At 61.6% G+C, this 15,059-nt stretch carries 10 protein-coding genes; 6 read left to right on the plus strand and 4 right to left on the minus strand.

Annotated features, from left to right (window positions below; all coding sequences use genetic code 11):
• On the plus strand, positions 1-243 hold a 243-nt coding region (locus tag NCT32_RS24440; protein WP_250477758.1), incomplete at its 5' end, for a hypothetical protein.
• A 768-nt stretch (positions 244-1,011) separates the two neighbouring features.
• On the opposite strand, the gene NCT32_RS24445 is transcribed toward NCT32_RS24440, so the two are convergent.
• From NCT32_RS24445 to NCT32_RS24455, 3 genes are all read right to left on the minus strand, one after another.
• On the minus strand, positions 1,012-3,342 hold the full coding sequence (locus tag NCT32_RS24445; protein WP_061116131.1) for a cytochrome P450/oxidoreductase: 2,331 nt from the start codon (positions 3,340-3,342) through the stop codon (positions 1,012-1,014).
• Between the two features lie 73 nt (positions 3,343-3,415).
• A complete protein-coding gene (locus NCT32_RS24450; RefSeq protein ID WP_061116132.1) occupies positions 3,416-4,579 on the minus strand; it encodes a dienelactone hydrolase family protein in 1,164 nt (387 codons plus the stop codon).
• A 50-nt stretch (positions 4,580-4,629) separates the two neighbouring features.
• The gene (locus tag NCT32_RS24455; protein ID WP_061116133.1) at positions 4,630-5,973 is read right to left on the minus strand and encodes an Nramp family divalent metal transporter; all 1,344 of its coding nucleotides are present in this window, start codon (positions 5,971-5,973) and stop codon (positions 4,630-4,632) included.
• A gap of 214 nt (positions 5,974-6,187) precedes the next feature.
• Here NCT32_RS24455 and NCT32_RS24460 point away from each other — a divergent pair, with 214 nt between their 5' ends.
• The 5 genes from NCT32_RS24460 to rpoD all read left to right on the plus strand — a co-directional run bounded on the left by NCT32_RS24460 (position 6,188) and on the right by rpoD (position 14,451).
• Positions 6,188-8,182, plus strand: a complete 1,995-nt coding sequence (locus tag NCT32_RS24460; protein WP_250490604.1) for a phage integrase family protein — start codon at positions 6,188-6,190, stop codon at positions 8,180-8,182.
• A 173-nt stretch (positions 8,183-8,355) separates the two neighbouring features.
• On the plus strand, positions 8,356-9,534 hold the full coding sequence (locus tag NCT32_RS24465) for a ParA family protein (RefSeq protein ID WP_061116134.1): 1,179 nt from the start codon (positions 8,356-8,358) through the stop codon (positions 9,532-9,534).
• Positions 9,535-10,506 (plus strand): ParB/RepB/Spo0J family partition protein, encoded by a 972-nt coding sequence (locus NCT32_RS24470; protein WP_061116135.1) that lies wholly within the window; start codon positions 9,535-9,537, stop codon positions 10,504-10,506. It begins immediately after the preceding gene.
• A gap of 318 nt (positions 10,507-10,824) precedes the next feature.
• Complete coding sequence (locus NCT32_RS24475) at positions 10,825-12,147, plus strand: replication protein O (RefSeq protein ID WP_250477761.1); 1,323 nt, start codon at positions 10,825-10,827, stop codon at positions 12,145-12,147.
• A 300-nt stretch (positions 12,148-12,447) separates the two neighbouring features.
• The gene (rpoD, locus tag NCT32_RS24480; RefSeq protein WP_061116137.1) at positions 12,448-14,451 is read left to right on the plus strand and encodes an RNA polymerase sigma factor RpoD; all 2,004 of its coding nucleotides are present in this window, start codon (positions 12,448-12,450) and stop codon (positions 14,449-14,451) included.
• A gap of 90 nt (positions 14,452-14,541) precedes the next feature.
• Here rpoD and NCT32_RS24485 read toward each other — a convergent pair whose 3' ends face one another.
• Positions 14,542-14,916 carry a hypothetical protein gene (locus NCT32_RS24485; protein WP_061116491.1) on the minus strand — a complete coding sequence of 125 codons (375 nt, stop codon included), beginning with the start codon at positions 14,914-14,916 and terminating at the stop codon, positions 14,542-14,544.
• Positions 14,917-15,059: the final 143 nt, after the last annotated feature.

The raw sequence follows: 15,059 nt of genomic DNA on the forward strand, positions 1-15,059 counted from the left end.
CGCGATCTTCGCGAGCGAGCCGCCGAACTTGCCTACCGCCGTACGCGCGGCCGATACGATCACTACGTCAGTCATTTTCTATCCTCGTCAAACAGCGAAAACCTGGGCGAAATTCCCGTGCGCGATGACATTCACGCGACGCGGAAACGCGTCAGTACAAATGGACGGCTGAGTTCGATCGAACCCGGGCAGATTGATGCGCAGCGTCGCGTGCGGAGCCATGTCCGACCGACCGATGCATGAACGAGCGACTTTAGAGGCGTCGCGCCGCCTACGGGATGACCTCGTCCGTAAGACGAGGTTTGCTCCGCAGAAAAAATCCCGAACGGGACGCGGCAAACGTGCAGCCAATTGCTGGTCCCATTTAAATGGGCCTTTAATAAAATCTCTCAGGTTAAGCACCGGCCTTCTCTTTCGCCATGCCGCAGTAAATCGCGCAAACGTGATTCACCGGCGCAAAGTTCTGCGCAGTCGTGCGGCAGGGCATATGGAAGTTATTCGGTCTTGGGCGCTTGTGCGACGCACCAAATTAGTAACAATTCTAAACGCAAAATATGCGTAAAAAATTTCATATTAGTAGGTGAAAACCCTGAATCAGGTAAAAAGACCCGCGCGCGATCTGCGGTGAGTTGTCGCAACGGTCGAACGCACGCTCATTAATCATCATATATGACGACGAAAATTGCGCAGGTCATATGATCATTTCGCGTATGCGCTTAAATGCTTCAAACCTCCGTGCGGCCGGTGTCCCAGCATATCGCCCTTGCAAGTGGCTTTGTCCTGGACCTGAGCGTACTGATGCAACCGTTATTCTTTATATGCGAATTAACCACTGCGTATAACCAATCCATCTTTATCAGGAACAAACACCTTCATCTAACGCTGATATATGACCGCGTGATGAAAATATGGGCAGTTAATTGATTGCGAAATTCCGCGACATAATGCCACTTGGCAGCGAACTCACTGACTTCGAGCAGACAGCCAAATCCGCCCGAAGTCCCGCAACGGTCAAAGCGCTAAAACGAGCTTTCCGCTCTTCGCGCGCGAGCAGCACGCCATCATCCGATCGTTCGATTGCCTTTCGCCTTTCGTCAGCACCACGTCGCGGTGATCTATTTCGCCACCGAGCACGCGCACTTCACACGATCCGCACAAACCTTCTTCGCAATCGCTCTGCACATCGACATTCGCGCGTCTGAGCGTGGTGAGCAGCGTCTGATCGGCCGGCACGGTCAGCACGAGACCCGAATCCTTCAATTCGACCTCGAACGCGCACTCGTTCCGGGGATCGAGCGTGCCCAGCTTCGATTCGAAATGCTCGATTCTGAGCGCGTCTTCGGGCCAGGACGCGCTCGCTTCGCCGAGCGCATCGAGCATGCGCGCCGGGCCGCATGCGTAGACGCGCGTGCCCTCGTCCACCGCGAGCGACGCAAAATCGTTGCGCGTGCCTTCTTCCGAGACGTACTCGTGAAGTCGTTCGCCGTGCAGCGCGCGCATCTCGTCGAGCAACGCCATCGATGTGCGCGAGCGTCCGCTGTAATGCACCTCGTAGTCGAGGCCAAGCATGCGTGCGCGCCGCGCCATCGCGCTGATCGGCGTGATGCCGATGCCGCCCGCGATCAGCACGAGCTTTTTCGCGCGCTCGTCGAGACGGAAATGATTGCGCGGCCCGCGGATGCGCCATTGCGCGCCGCACTTCACGTTGTCGTGAACCCACGCCGAGCCGCCGCGGCTTTCCGTCTCGCGCAACACGGCGATTTCGAATGCGCCGGCATCGTCGGGATCCCCGCACAGCGAATACTGGCGCGACAGTCCGCTCTCGCCGCAAACGACGTCGATATGCGAGCCCGCCGTCCAGCGCGGCAGAGCGCGCCCGTCCGCCGATACGAGCCGCACGCGCACGATTCGATCCGCGCACGCCTGAACTGAATCGACGATCACGGTGCGGCTCAGCGCATGCGACGACGGCTCGCCGATTCGCACGACCGCGCGCGGCTCGCGCACGGCCGGATCCGCGCGCTCGGGATTCATCGCCGGATCCCATTCGACGTAAAGATGCTCCGGCCCGCGAAACGATGTGTTCGGCACATACGTAAAGCGCTGCTCGGCGAGCCGCATGTGCGGCAGGCGGCGCGTGAGCTCGTCGAGGAAAATCTGCATCTCCATGCGCGCGAGGTTCTTGCCCATGCACTGATGCGCGCCGTAGCCGAAGGTCAACTGATCGCTGGCGTTTTCGCGGCGGATGTCGAAGAGATCGGCATCGGCGAACTGATGTTGATCGTGATTCGCCGACGACGTGACGATCAAAAGCTTCGAGCCCGCCGGAATGTCGATGCCGCCGATCTTCACGTCTTTCGTCGCGAGCCGCCGCCACGCCGCGACCGAGCCGTTATGGCGCAGGCACTCTTCGACCGCGTTCGGAATCAGGCTCGGGTCTTCGCAGATGTCGCGCCATGCCCGCGGATGTTGCAGCAGGAGCTTCAACGCATTCGCGGTGGCGTTCGCCGTCGTCTCGTGCGCGGCGACGATGCCCGCCATCATCATCGAATGCAGATACGAGTCGGTCACGACATCGGGCAGTTCCTTTTGCTTGCGAATGCCATATTGCATCCAGCCAGGACCGGACGGGTCTTCGCGCATCTTGTCGAGCACCTTGCCCGCGTATTGCCAGAACTTGCCGACGGCGTGCGCGACCTCGACCTGCTCTTCGGGCTTCGGCCGTCCCCAGGTGTTGACCGTGTGCGCGATCGAGTAGCGGCGCAGCGTGTCCATGTCCTCCTCGGGCACGCCGAGAAAATGCAGCGCGACGGTGAGCGGCACTTCCCACAACATCTGGTCGACGAGATCGGCGCGTCCGTCGTCGATGAAGCGGTCGACGTATTCGCGTGCGAGCGCGCGCACCATCGGTTCATGATGCGCAAGCGCTTCGGGCGTGAACGGGTCCATCAATGCACGACGGCGCGGCATGTGCGCGGGCTCGTCTTCGTTGACGAGCGTCCGGTTGAGCGCGAAGCCGTACGACGCGAGGACCGCGTTCGCTTCGGGGCCGGTCGGCGTGATCTTCTCCAGCGCGATCGACGGACTGAACGTGAGGTTGTCGCGAAAGATCGCCTTGATGTCGTCATAGCGCGTGACGACCCAGTAGCCGAGCTTCGGGCTGAAGAACACCGGCTCCTGTTCGCGTGCCCAGCGCACGTATTCGGGCGGGTCTTGCTGATATCCGTCGCCGAAGGGATCGAACTCGGCCGCGCGCGCGCTCACGGGGCAGCCGTTCGGCGCGCGCGATTCGTCATGAAAGGGACATTGCGGCGCGGCCTGCCCGCTTGCCACATCGGTCATGCTCGTCTCCAGAGGTTCTTTTAGTGTGGCCATGGTAATGCAACGGTCGCCCGCGCTTCCAGCGCGAGCAGCTTCAGATGGGCTTGCCTTCGCTCGATGACCAGTTCGGCATCAACTCGTTGCTCGCCAGGGTTTCGTCGATGAGCTTCTTCGCGGCCTGCCGTCCCACGATGGGCAGTCCGTCCGGATCGAGCACGCCGATCTGCACCAGGACCGACGCCTGATCCCAGTAGATATGCTCGTTGTAGAGCTTATCGCCGCGAAAGCGGATCACGGCGAGCATCGGCACTTCGAAGTACTGTCCCGTCGGCGCGAGCCCGGGCAGCAGCCAGTCGATTTCGCGGTCGTGGGTCGCGCAAAACACGAACTCGTCGACGACGCGATCCGCGCCGATCGTGCGCGACACCGGAATCAGCTTCGTATCCGCCGGGTTCGAATCGACGAAGTGATACTTGTAGAAGCGCTTCAACTGATCGTGACCAACGCCGCCCGTCATCGTCGGCACATGGTTCACGTAGGGTTGCGCGACCATCGTCGGCATGACGGCGTCGACGTCGCGCGTGCCGAATTCGAAGTAGCAGTGCTGTTCCCACAAGTGATTCAGATCGAAGAACGGGCCGAGCGCCTTGCGCAGCATCGAGAGCGTGCGCGAGTAAGCCATCAGCGCGGCAGGCTTGTCGTAATGCCGGTTGCCGGGAACGATGAAGCCCGCCGACGCGCCCGGATAGGCGTATCGCTCGATGTGCGGCTTGCCCGCGAGCGCCGCCTCGACTTCGCGCGGATCGTGCGTGCCGTGTTCGGGAAAGTGGAAGACCATCGGGCAGCGGATCGTCGGGACATCGGCGAGGCAGGCGGCGAAATCGTCGGCGTAGTAGCAGGCGGCGCAATCGACGTCGGCCTGCGCGGCGATGCGCGTCGCGAACCGCCCGCCGCGTCCGAAACCGACCACGCCGACCTTGCCCGCATGCTGCGGCAACGCACGAAGGCCATCGACTAGCGCCGCGAAGTTTTCCGCCGCGATGCCGCCGGGCCTCGGATCGTGCTCGGGAAGTTGCGGCGCGAGCACGACGTAACCTTCTTCCGCGTATAGATCGGCCGTGTGCCTGACGAAATCGTCGAGGCCGTCCGCGTCGTGAAGCAGCACGATGCCCGGCCCCGAACCCTTCGCGGGCTGCGTCACGTAGGCGGGAATGACCGTGCCGTCGCGAAGGGTGATGTCGATGAACGCGCCGCTCATTGTCCGTGTCTCCTTATATGTAGCAGTATTTTTTTGCGCGCGAAGCGCGGTTACGACAGCAGCGTGTCGGCGAGCAGCTTGATGTTGAGCACGACGATCACGCCCGCGACCAGCCACGCCAGCCCACTCGTCCAGCGCGACACGGCGAAGACGCCCATCTTGCGGCGGTCGGACACGAAGCGCACCAGCGGGATCACGGCGAACGGCAGTTGCATCGACAGAATCACCTGGCTCAGCACCAGCAACTGGCCCGTGCCCTTTTCGCCATAGATCGCCGTGACGACGATCACGGGAACGATGGCGATGCCGCGCGTGATGAGACGCCGCGCCCAGTTCGGGATGCGCAAGCGCAAAAAGCCTTCCATCACGATCTGGCCGGCGAGCGTCGCGGTGACGGTCGAGTTGAGTCCCGATGCGAGCAACGCGACCGCGAAGAGCGTCGATGCGATGCTCATGCCCAAGAGCGGCGACAGCAAGCGGAACGCGTCGCCGATTTCCGCGACCTCGTCGTGACCGCTCGCATGGAACACGGCGGCGGCGACGATCAGGATCGCAGCGTTGATGAAAAGTGCGAGCGTCAGCGCGATGGTGCTGTCGATGGTCGCCCAACGAATTGCGGCGCGCCGGGCCGGGACCGATTTGCCGTACGCGCGCGTCTGCACGATCGACGAATGCAGGTACAGGTTGTGGGGCATGACCGTCGCGCCGAGTATGCCGATCGCCACATAAAGCATTTCGCGATCGGCGACGATACGCGGCGAAGGGATGAAACCGCGCAGGACATCGGCGAACGGCGGCGCGGCGGCGGCGATCTGCAACGCGAAGCAGCTCGCGATCACGACGAGCAGCGCAATGACGAACGCTTCCAGCAGGCGAAAGCCTTTGTTGATCAGCAGCAAGAGAAGAAAGGCGTCGAGCGCGGTCAGGAGCGCGCCCGCGATCAGCGGGATACCGAAGAGCAGTTGTAGCGCGATGGCGGTGCCGATCACCTCGGCCAGATCGCATGCGACGATCGCCGCTTCGCACGCGAGCCACAGCGTGACATTCACCGGCTTCGAATAGTGATCGCGGCACGCTTGCGCGAGATCGCGTCCGGTCGCAATACCCAGTCGGACCGCGAGCGCCTGCAGCAGAATGGCCATCAGGTTCGACAGCAGAATGACGGTGAGGAGCGTGTAGCCGAAGCGCGAGCCACCGGTGATGTCGGTCGCCCAGTTGCCCGGGTCCATGTACCCGACGGAAATCATGTACCCCGGGCCGGCGAAGGCGAGGAAGCGGCGGATCCATCTTCCGCCGACCGGCACATGAACTGACGCGTACACCTCCGGCAGGCTCGGGCGGAACGCGTCGTCCTGCTCGGGCGGTTTAGAGGTGGGGCGTACAGGATCAAGCATCGGCTCGTCTCTCCCGCGGATACCCGCTTTGGATGTCCTGAAAATATGCGCCGCGCCCGATGAACATTCAAGCACGCGCGTCTGGTGGCACATCCGGTCGTTCGGTGAAAGCATTTTGATGCTGATAATTCGACTTATCAGATGTAGCGATTTCCCTTGTCAAATTCGAAGACGGTTGATAACCTCGCGCCAACTCACTGAAAAGAAAGCATAAATGGCGAGCGAAACAGCACGCTCCGGGAAACGCCTGGCGCGCAACGCGATGGATTCCACGGCCGGTAGCGTGCGCCTGCGCGCACCGAACCGGCTCACACGCCAGCACTTCGCGCTTTATCGTGGTTATCTCGACGGCGTGTCGGAGGCGCAGTTGCACGCATCGTATGGCGATGCCAGTACTGACGTCCGCACGACGCGACGCCTGATCGACGCCCTGCGCGACACGCTCTCGGTCCTTGCCCGTCGCGCACGCGACACGGAAGCCGCGCATTTGCTGCGGCTTCGTCCGGGCAGCATTCCGTTGTTCGAGCCCGAGCCCGCCGCTGCCGCCCCCGCGCTGGAGGACTTCCGCGAAAGGACCGACCCGGATGGCGTCTACAGCGAGTCGGAGTTGCTGGCGCTCTACGAGGAAGCCTATCCGCCGGACGCCTCCCCTGCCCTGGACCGGCGGGCCGCGCGTAATGCGCGGCTGCGGCGCCGGCAGGCAGATGCGCTCGCGCGCATGGAGGCGTCCCTGGCGCAGGATCCGCGTCCGGATCATCCCGTCGAAGGCTGGTTCGAGCCCGCAATCACCGCGCGGCTCACGGCCGCAGGGCTCATCACAATCGCCGATGTCATCGAACTGATCGAACGGCGACGGCATCGCTGGTACACGGCCGTGCCGCGGCTTGGCCCGAAGGGCGCACAACGCGTGGTCGACTGGCTCCAGCTTCACGGTCAGGCGCTTCGGCACACGCTTTCGCCGGTTGCGCTCGTGCCGCGCCGGCAATGGCAAGCGACCGGCGCTGTTCCGGCGCATCCTCCGCAGACCGGCGAACACGGCGAAATCGTAGTTGCGCCGATCGAGGCGCTGCGCGTTCCGGCGGCGCTCGACGGGTCGAAAGGTTCGAATCGGGCAGGCCCCGGCGCGCCATTCGGCACCGATCTCCGCGCGATTTTCGCCTGGCTCGACGCCCGATCGGGCAGCGCGCACACGCGGCGTGCTTATCGGCGGGAAGCGGAGCGCTTGCTGCTGTGGGCTCTGGTGGAAAAGGGCAAGCCGCTGTCGTCGCTCGACAGCGGCGACTGCGCCGAATACATCAACGCGTTTCTGGCTGATCCGCAACCGGCGGCCCGCTGGGTCGCCGCGCACCGAGGCGAACGATGCTTCGCCGGTTGGCGGCCGTTCGCTGGTCCGCTGTCCGACCGCAGCCGGGAGACGGCTCGTTCGATCGTGAACGCGATGTGCGAATGGCTCGTCGGCGAAGGTTATCTGGCGGTCAATCCATTCGCGGGATTTGCGCGTGTCGCGACGCCGCCCGTGTTCGAATCTGCCACGCGTTCGCTCGATGTGGCGCAGTGGAAATGCGTGCTGCAGTCGGTCGAGCGCGACGAATATTCTTTTTCGGAGCATCGCGACAGATTGGCGCTGCTCCTCGCCTACGCGACCGGACTGCGTCGCGCCGAACTTGCAGCCGCAACCACCGACGCGCTCAGCGTCGGACGCCTGGCAGGCGTGGCAGGCGCGGTCTGGCGTCTGTCCGTCGATCCGGGCCGCGGCGCGCCGCGCACCGTACTTTTGCCGCCCATCGTCGTCGAGATATTGAGGGAAAATCTCGCCATGCGCGGCTTGCAGGATCCGCTGGATCCGCTGGATTGCGCCGAGGGGACGCCGATCATCGCTCAGGCGCGTGGCGGACAACCGCTCACCCCCGATGGCATCGGGAAGATATTCAAAAGCATCTTTTCGAACGCCGCTGCGTTCATGGAATCGCACGCGCCCGGCAGTGGCCGGCACTTGAAGCGCGCCAGCACGCACTGGTTGCGTCACACGCACTCGACGCATGCGCTCGGTCATGGCGCGGAGTTAGGCGAAATCAGCGCCGGGCTCGGCCACGCCGACCTCTCTACCACCTCGCTTTATCTCAGAAACGAAAATATCGGCCGGTTTGTCGGCGTCGAAAAGCTGATCCGCAGCGCTTCGATCGTCCCAAAATCTTCAGAGCCATCCTAATTTCGCGTTTACACGGGCGGGCAGCGTTGTAAAAATGCCCGGTGCGGTCGCTCAAGTACTTCAGAGTTTACTTGAGGTTTACCGGTTCGCCGTTTATTCTTCGGTTTGCAGCTTGTTTTCCACCAACTGAAGAATTATTTGCTTACTCAGGCCCGCCAGTGACTGCGAACTCCATGCTAAGCGCTCGGCTTCCCGAAGTCGATCAATCCGTTTCGATCGAAACGCTCTTGGGAGTGGCGGCCCAAGCCACTGACATCCTCAATCAAATCCGCGATGCGATGTTGGAGCCGTACCCGCGCAAAAGCGCGCCGACATTCACGAGCGCGCAAGTCGCATCTCTGTGCGGCGTCGACAAGCAGCGGTTCCAGTATTTGACCACCAAGGGCGATCTGCCCGCAGGGACGTCCAAAGGCGCGGGTCGCAGCAAGGAATTCTCGCTCGAAGAAGCCCTGACCTGGATCCGGGCGACAAAGGAACGCACGCGGCGGCCCGAGCACAAGCGCGGGCGAATCGTAACCGTCGCAAACTTCAAAGGCGGGGTCGCCAAGACGACGACCGCGGTCTCCGCCGCGCAAGCCCTCACGTTGCTCGGGCGCAGGGTGCTCGTCATCGACTGCGATCCGCAGGGGACGACGACGCAGTTGTGCGGATGGGCGCCCGACGCTGAAATCTCCGACGATCAGACCCTTCTTCCGCTCATCTACGGTGATCGGGAGACGCTGCACTATGCCGTACAGGAAACGTACTGGCACAACCTGGATTTGATCCCGGCTTCGTCCTCGCTGTTCGACGCCGAATTCGAGATTCCGGCCAAGGTGCTGAACGACAGCACGTTCGAATTCTGGGAAATTCTCCGCAAGGGCCTGATGCCGCTCGCGAACGAGTACGACGCGATCGTCATCGACACGCCTCCGGCGCTCAGCTATCTGACCATCAACGCGTTGCTCGCATCCGACGCGATCTTGCTGCCCTGCCCGCCCGAGGCGCTCGACTTCGCCAGCTCGACGCAGTTCTGGCATCTCTTCGCCGACATTGCGAAAAAGCTGCCGGGCGTGCTCGAACAGAAACGGTTCGACTTCGTCAACGTGATCATGACCAAAGCAAAGTCGGACGACGTCTCGCGGGTGGTGCGGGGATGGCTGCAGAAGGCCTACGGCGATCGCGTGCTGCCCTTCGAGATTCCGGAATCGACCGTGCCGAAGGGCGCCTCGGCGCAATTGTCGACGGTCTACGATCTGTCAAAACCGGACGGCAGCACAGCCGCATACAACCGATTCAAAGAGCCGCTCGACCGACTCGCCGAGCATCTCGACGCGCAGTTCGTACGCGCGTGGAATCAGACGGAGGATTAAATGGGCATCGGGGACAGACTCCTCGCCAAGACAGCGAATATCGGCAGCAAGCCGACGGACGCGGCGCAGTCGCGTCCGGTCAACACAGAGGCGCGTACGTCTCCTGGCCGATTGATGGACGCGCAGCATCGCATCAATACGGCGCAGGCACGAATCAAAGAACTCGAATCGCAACTCGAGGAAGGTGCCGCGCTCGAAGTGCCGCTAGATGCGCTTGTTGAGGTGAAGGGGCGGCGTCGCAAGCTGACGGCTGAGCAGTTTCAGGAATTGAAGGGCAACCTCGCCCGGCACCCGCTCGCCACGCCAATCTTGGTGCGCGCGTTGTCCGAAGGTCGGTTTGAAATCGTCGCGGGCCATAACCGCGTCGCCGCATATAGAGAACTCGGACGCTCGACGATCCGCGCGAATGTCGCATCGATCGAGGAAGGCGAGATCGAATTTGCGGCGTTCTTTTCGAATCTGCTGTCGCCGTCGCTGACGGACTTCGAGAAGTACTGGAATTTCAAGCGATTGCAGGAACTGAGTGGCTTGTCACGCACCGAGATCTCAGAGAGCGCGGGATTGAGCAAGAGCCACGTCACGCGAATCTTTTCGTTCGATGCACTGCCGGAAGCGGCCAAGCTGGCACTCGCTGAGAAGCCCGAGCGGTTGGGGAGCAATGCGGCGCAGAAACTTGCAGCACTGACCGAGGCGGGCAAGTCAGAAAAGGTCGTGGAAGCGATTCGTCGCTTGATTGACGACGAGAACTTCACTCAGGACAAAGCCGTTGCGCTGGCTGCGGAAAAACCGCGGGTCGCCGCTCCAAGCGCAACCGTCGTTCGCTCGGGCCGGAGGAAAGTTTGTGAGGTTTCCACGAGAAACGGCGTGGTCGGCGTTCGCTTCTTCGAGAAGGACGCGACCGACGCTGAGCAGTGGGGGCAACGAATCGCCGATTTCATCAACAGAACGTTGAGCGAGACGGAGCAGGACTGATGCTCTACTAGGTTTTCTCTTTAAATCAATGACTTAGCGAATCAAACGAAGTCAGAACTGATTGAGCCTAGTAGAACTTCCTTAGAAATCAAGGACTTGACGTATCAGCAACCACGAGGCTGCTATGTAACGAACAGGAAGTAAAAAGACAAAAGCCTTCGGCGCCAACCGAAGGCTTTTGAATATCGGGCTTAACTGCATATCGCCCGTTCCGCTTCCCGACGCCAATCGGGTCACGAGTACACACCTCGAAGTTTAGCGGAACGCGATCGGCAGTCAAGCGTTTGCCCTCCATTTTTCGAAATGGACGTACTTGACATGCATATCGCGCAACTTTCCGTTGCAGGCGAGGATGTTTCTCGCCCTCAAAACTTCACATCGCCACCTGCTGAAGCGGATCGACTCGCTCTCGATGAATACGCTTGTGATCGATCCAACCTCCCTTGGGTGATCTTTCGCGCCGCGCACCGGGCAACCCATACAGCAGCATTGCCCGCTCGTGCGCGTGCCTTGCTCGCGGCGTTGGCCCGCACAGTCGATGCGTCCCGCCCCTACGCCCCCATTTTCGCCCGGCGCGAACTGCTCACGGGACGTGCTCAGCAATCCATGCGCACGTTTTATCGCAGCATGGACGATCTCGAAAGCACCGGCTTCATCACTCGGCCGCCACAGACCCGATACGGCGCGGCTGGCCTGTTCGGTCGCGCCTACATTCATCTGACGCCGAAAGCTGCCGCTTTGCTCGGCCTCGCGGAGCCAGCAATCGAAGCCGAGAATCCGTCCGCCCCGAGTAAGGAGCAGACGGACAAGACCGCACTCGCCTCTTCTTTCGGGCCACCGTCTGTCACCGTGGCAGACGGTGCTATATATAAGGATCTAATCCCTACTACTCAAAAGAGACAATCAGGACGCCTTCCTGCGGACCTCGACCGCCTGTTGGCGCTGGGATTTCGTGAATTCCTGATTTTTAAACTCATGCGCGAGGCAAAGATTCACGGCAAGCTTCTGTCCGACGTCGTTGAAGCCAGTTGGCAACATCTGCGCCGCGCCACGCATCCGATCAGCTACCTAAGGACCCTTCTGCGTGCTCCGGTGGATTTCGCCTACCGCGCACGGAGCCAGCGAAATGCACAAGCCAACGAGCAAGCCCGGCGCACGCGCTCTGAAGAAGTCGACACGGCCATTGCAGGTCTCGCAGGCCAGTCTTTTGTAAGCCGTGACAGCCTGCGACGCTATCGCATCTCCGCGGACGCGCGCTCGGTCATCATTCATCATCGAGAAGAGACCCAGCCGCGCGTGCATGCCGGCGCGTGGGCGCATGACTTCATCACGGCGTTCGAGGCAGGGCATATCGTGCCCATCGACCTTGATGCGCCAAGCGACGCCGAAGCGGCACTTGCTCAACGTTCCGCGGGACATCGGTCAGGACGCAGCACTCGATCCGAGGCCAACCTCGACGATCTCAAAGCGTTTCTACGCTTGAAGAGCGCCGCCGCCGCCCCATCTACGAAACCGAAGGAGCCGATGAAGCCGTCGAGTCAAAGCCGGTCGAGTTCGCTCCCTTTGGATTCGCTTTTAGAGACGATATCGCGCGTAGCATCATCGGCGAAGTTTCGCAATCTGCCCGTATTGGAGTCATGAGCAATCTGGCGGGGTCAGAGTCAACCGACCTTAGGTCAGACGAATGTCGCGTAACGAGCGTGCAGCGAAACTTTTTCAAATAAACTGCTGCGTCGCAGCAAATGCTGATATACTCTAAGGTTGCGCCTGAATGGGCGATTGGAAAACGCAAGTGCCGCGTCTGGATGCGGTTTGCGTGCTTTGCTCGATGCGATTTTCAGCAAGCCGTCCGTGGTCGAAGCTGTCATCGAAATCATCGCGAGCCGTTACGCTCGCTCCCGGGGATCTGTCGTCGCCGAGCAAACCTGTCGAGGAGAAAGTATGGCAAGTTTTGATCGGGAAGATTCGGAGCTGGATATCGTCGCGCCGGCGCGCAAGGCACCCGGCCGGCGGGCGAACAAAGGGAAGGGCCAGGCCGGCACGATACAGCCCGATGTCGCGATGACCGCTGAGCAAAATGAAGAGCGGCAGCGCCAGATGCGCGCGCTCATCCAGTTGGGCAAGGAACGCGGATACCTCACGCACGCTGAGATCAACGACCACCTGCCGGACAACTTCGCTGAGACGGCTGCGATGGAAACCATCGTCAGCACGTTCCACGACATGGGTGTCGCGGTCTACGAACAGGCGCCGGATGCCGAAACGCTGCTTCTGAGCGATAGCGCCCCGAGCGTGGTCACCGACGAGCAATCGGACGAAGAAGCGGAAAACGCGTTGTCCACGGTCGACTCCGAATTCGGCCGCACGACCGATCCGGTTCGCATGTACATGCGCGAAATGGGCGCGACCGAGCTGCTCACGCGTGCCGGCGAAATCGCCATCGCGAAGCGAATCGAAGACGGCCTGCACGAGATGATCCAGGCGATCGCGGCGTGCCCGTCGACCGTCGCGACCATTCTCGCGGATGCGGCGCAAGTCGAATCGGGTGAGCTGAAGATCGACGATCTCGTCGACGGCCTGAAGGAAGAGGACACGGCAGACGAAGATATTTCGGCGTCCGATACGAACGACTCCACGGACATCGATACGGATACCGACGAATCCGACAGCGACGACGAGGACGATGACGATCTCGACGGCGGCGATGCCGGTGCATCGAACGAAGCGCGCCTGAAGCAACTGAAGGCCGACTGTCTCGAGATCTTTGCGCGCGTGCGCGAGTTGGCCGAACAAGCGAGCAATCCTAAGGGTTCGGGCGCGGTCGCGGCGAAAGCTGTAGAAAAAGCGCGTGCCGAGATCCAGCGCGAGCTCGGTTCGATCCGCTTTACCGCGAAAACCATCGACCGCCTGTGTGTCAATGTTCAGCAGCAAGTGGCGCAGGTGCGTGATATCGAACGTCGCGTGCTGCAGATCGCGGTGGATCGTTGCGGCATGCCGCGCGAGAAGTTTGTCGAATCATTCGTCGGTCACGAGACCGATCTCGAATGGACGTCGCGCGCGGCCGCGGGCTCGAAGCAATACGGCGCGTCGCTCGAGCGCAGCTTGCCGGCGATTCAGGCCGAGCAGCAAAAGCTCATCGACATCGAAGGCACGGTCGAGATGCCGCTCAAGCAGCTGAAGCAGATCAACCGTCAGATGACGGCAGCCGAGCTCAAGATGCGTCAAGCCAAGCGCGAGATGATCGAAGCGAACTTGCGTCTCGTCATTTCGATCGCGAAGAAGTACGTGAATCGCGGCATGCAGTTCCTGGATCTGATCCAGGAGGGCAACATCGGTCTGATGAAGGCAGTGGACAAGTTCGAATATCGCCGCGGCTGGAAGTTTTCGACGTACGCCACGTGGTGGGTTCGCCAGGCCGTGACGCGTTCGCTCGCCGATCAGGCGCGCACCATTCGCGTGCCGGTTCACATGATCGAAACGATCAACAAGCTGAACCGCATCTCGCGCGAAATCCTGCAACAGACGGGACAGGAAGCGCATCCGTCCGTGCTCGCCGAGCGTATGGAAATGCCGGAAGAGAAGATCCGCGGCATTCTCAAGATCGCGAAGCAGCCGGTGTCGCTGGAAACGCCGGTCGGTGAAGATGCCGATGCGACCCTGGGCGACATGATCGAAGACCAGGGCGCCGCTTCTCCGGCGGATGCTGCCGTGCACGCGAACATGCGCGCTGCGATCGACGACGCGCTCAACGCGCTGTCGCCGCGCGAGGCAAAGGTGTTGCGTATGCGCTTCGGCATCGACACGGCTTCGGACTATACGCTCGAAGAACTGGGCAAGCAGTTCGACGTGACGCGCGAGCGTATTCGTCAGATCGAAAGCAAGGCGATGCGCAAGCTCATGCATCCGAGCCGCGCCGACAAGCTGCGTCCGTTCCTGGATCGCTGATCTTCCGAGCCGTCCGCACTACGTTCGGATGAACTCGATAGCGCGTGCCGCCCAATCAGGCGGTACGCGCTTTTTTATTTCCGAACAGAATCAACCGCGCGCAGTGCCCTTTGGCAGCTTCGACGCGGCACACGCCTGGAGCGCGGCGATCGCCTTGTTTGCGAGTGACAGCGTTTCCTCGCAGGCGAGACGGTCGCGGAAGATCGAGCATCCGCCGCCCGCGTTGACTCGCGCGACGGCGCTGCGCACCTTGTCCAGCGCGGATTGCGGCGAGCCCGTGTCCCGGATGATCGAGGCGACGTCGAACGCGCTGCCGGCGTCGGTTTCGACGTAGCTCGGGCATTGCGTTTGCGCGTGAGCCGCGACGCAGATCATGCCGATTGCGGCGATGGCAGGAAATCGCCGCGATCGAGCGGAGCGGAACGAATACGCACGAGCGGAATGAGAGCAGAAGAGGGTATCCATGAGCGTCACCACCGTCAGATATCGCATCGAAGGACGTGCACGTTCGGCGAATTTACCTCGGCTGGAAACGACCAACGCTTGTCCACAGTTTGGCTGGACAAGCATGTGGATATCCTGAGCATCGCCGGATCAACCTCCTGATG

The sequence above is a fragment of the Caballeronia sp. INML2 genome (assembly GCF_023631365.1).
GTDB classification, from domain to species: domain Bacteria; phylum Pseudomonadota; class Gammaproteobacteria; order Burkholderiales; family Burkholderiaceae; genus Caballeronia; species Caballeronia turbans.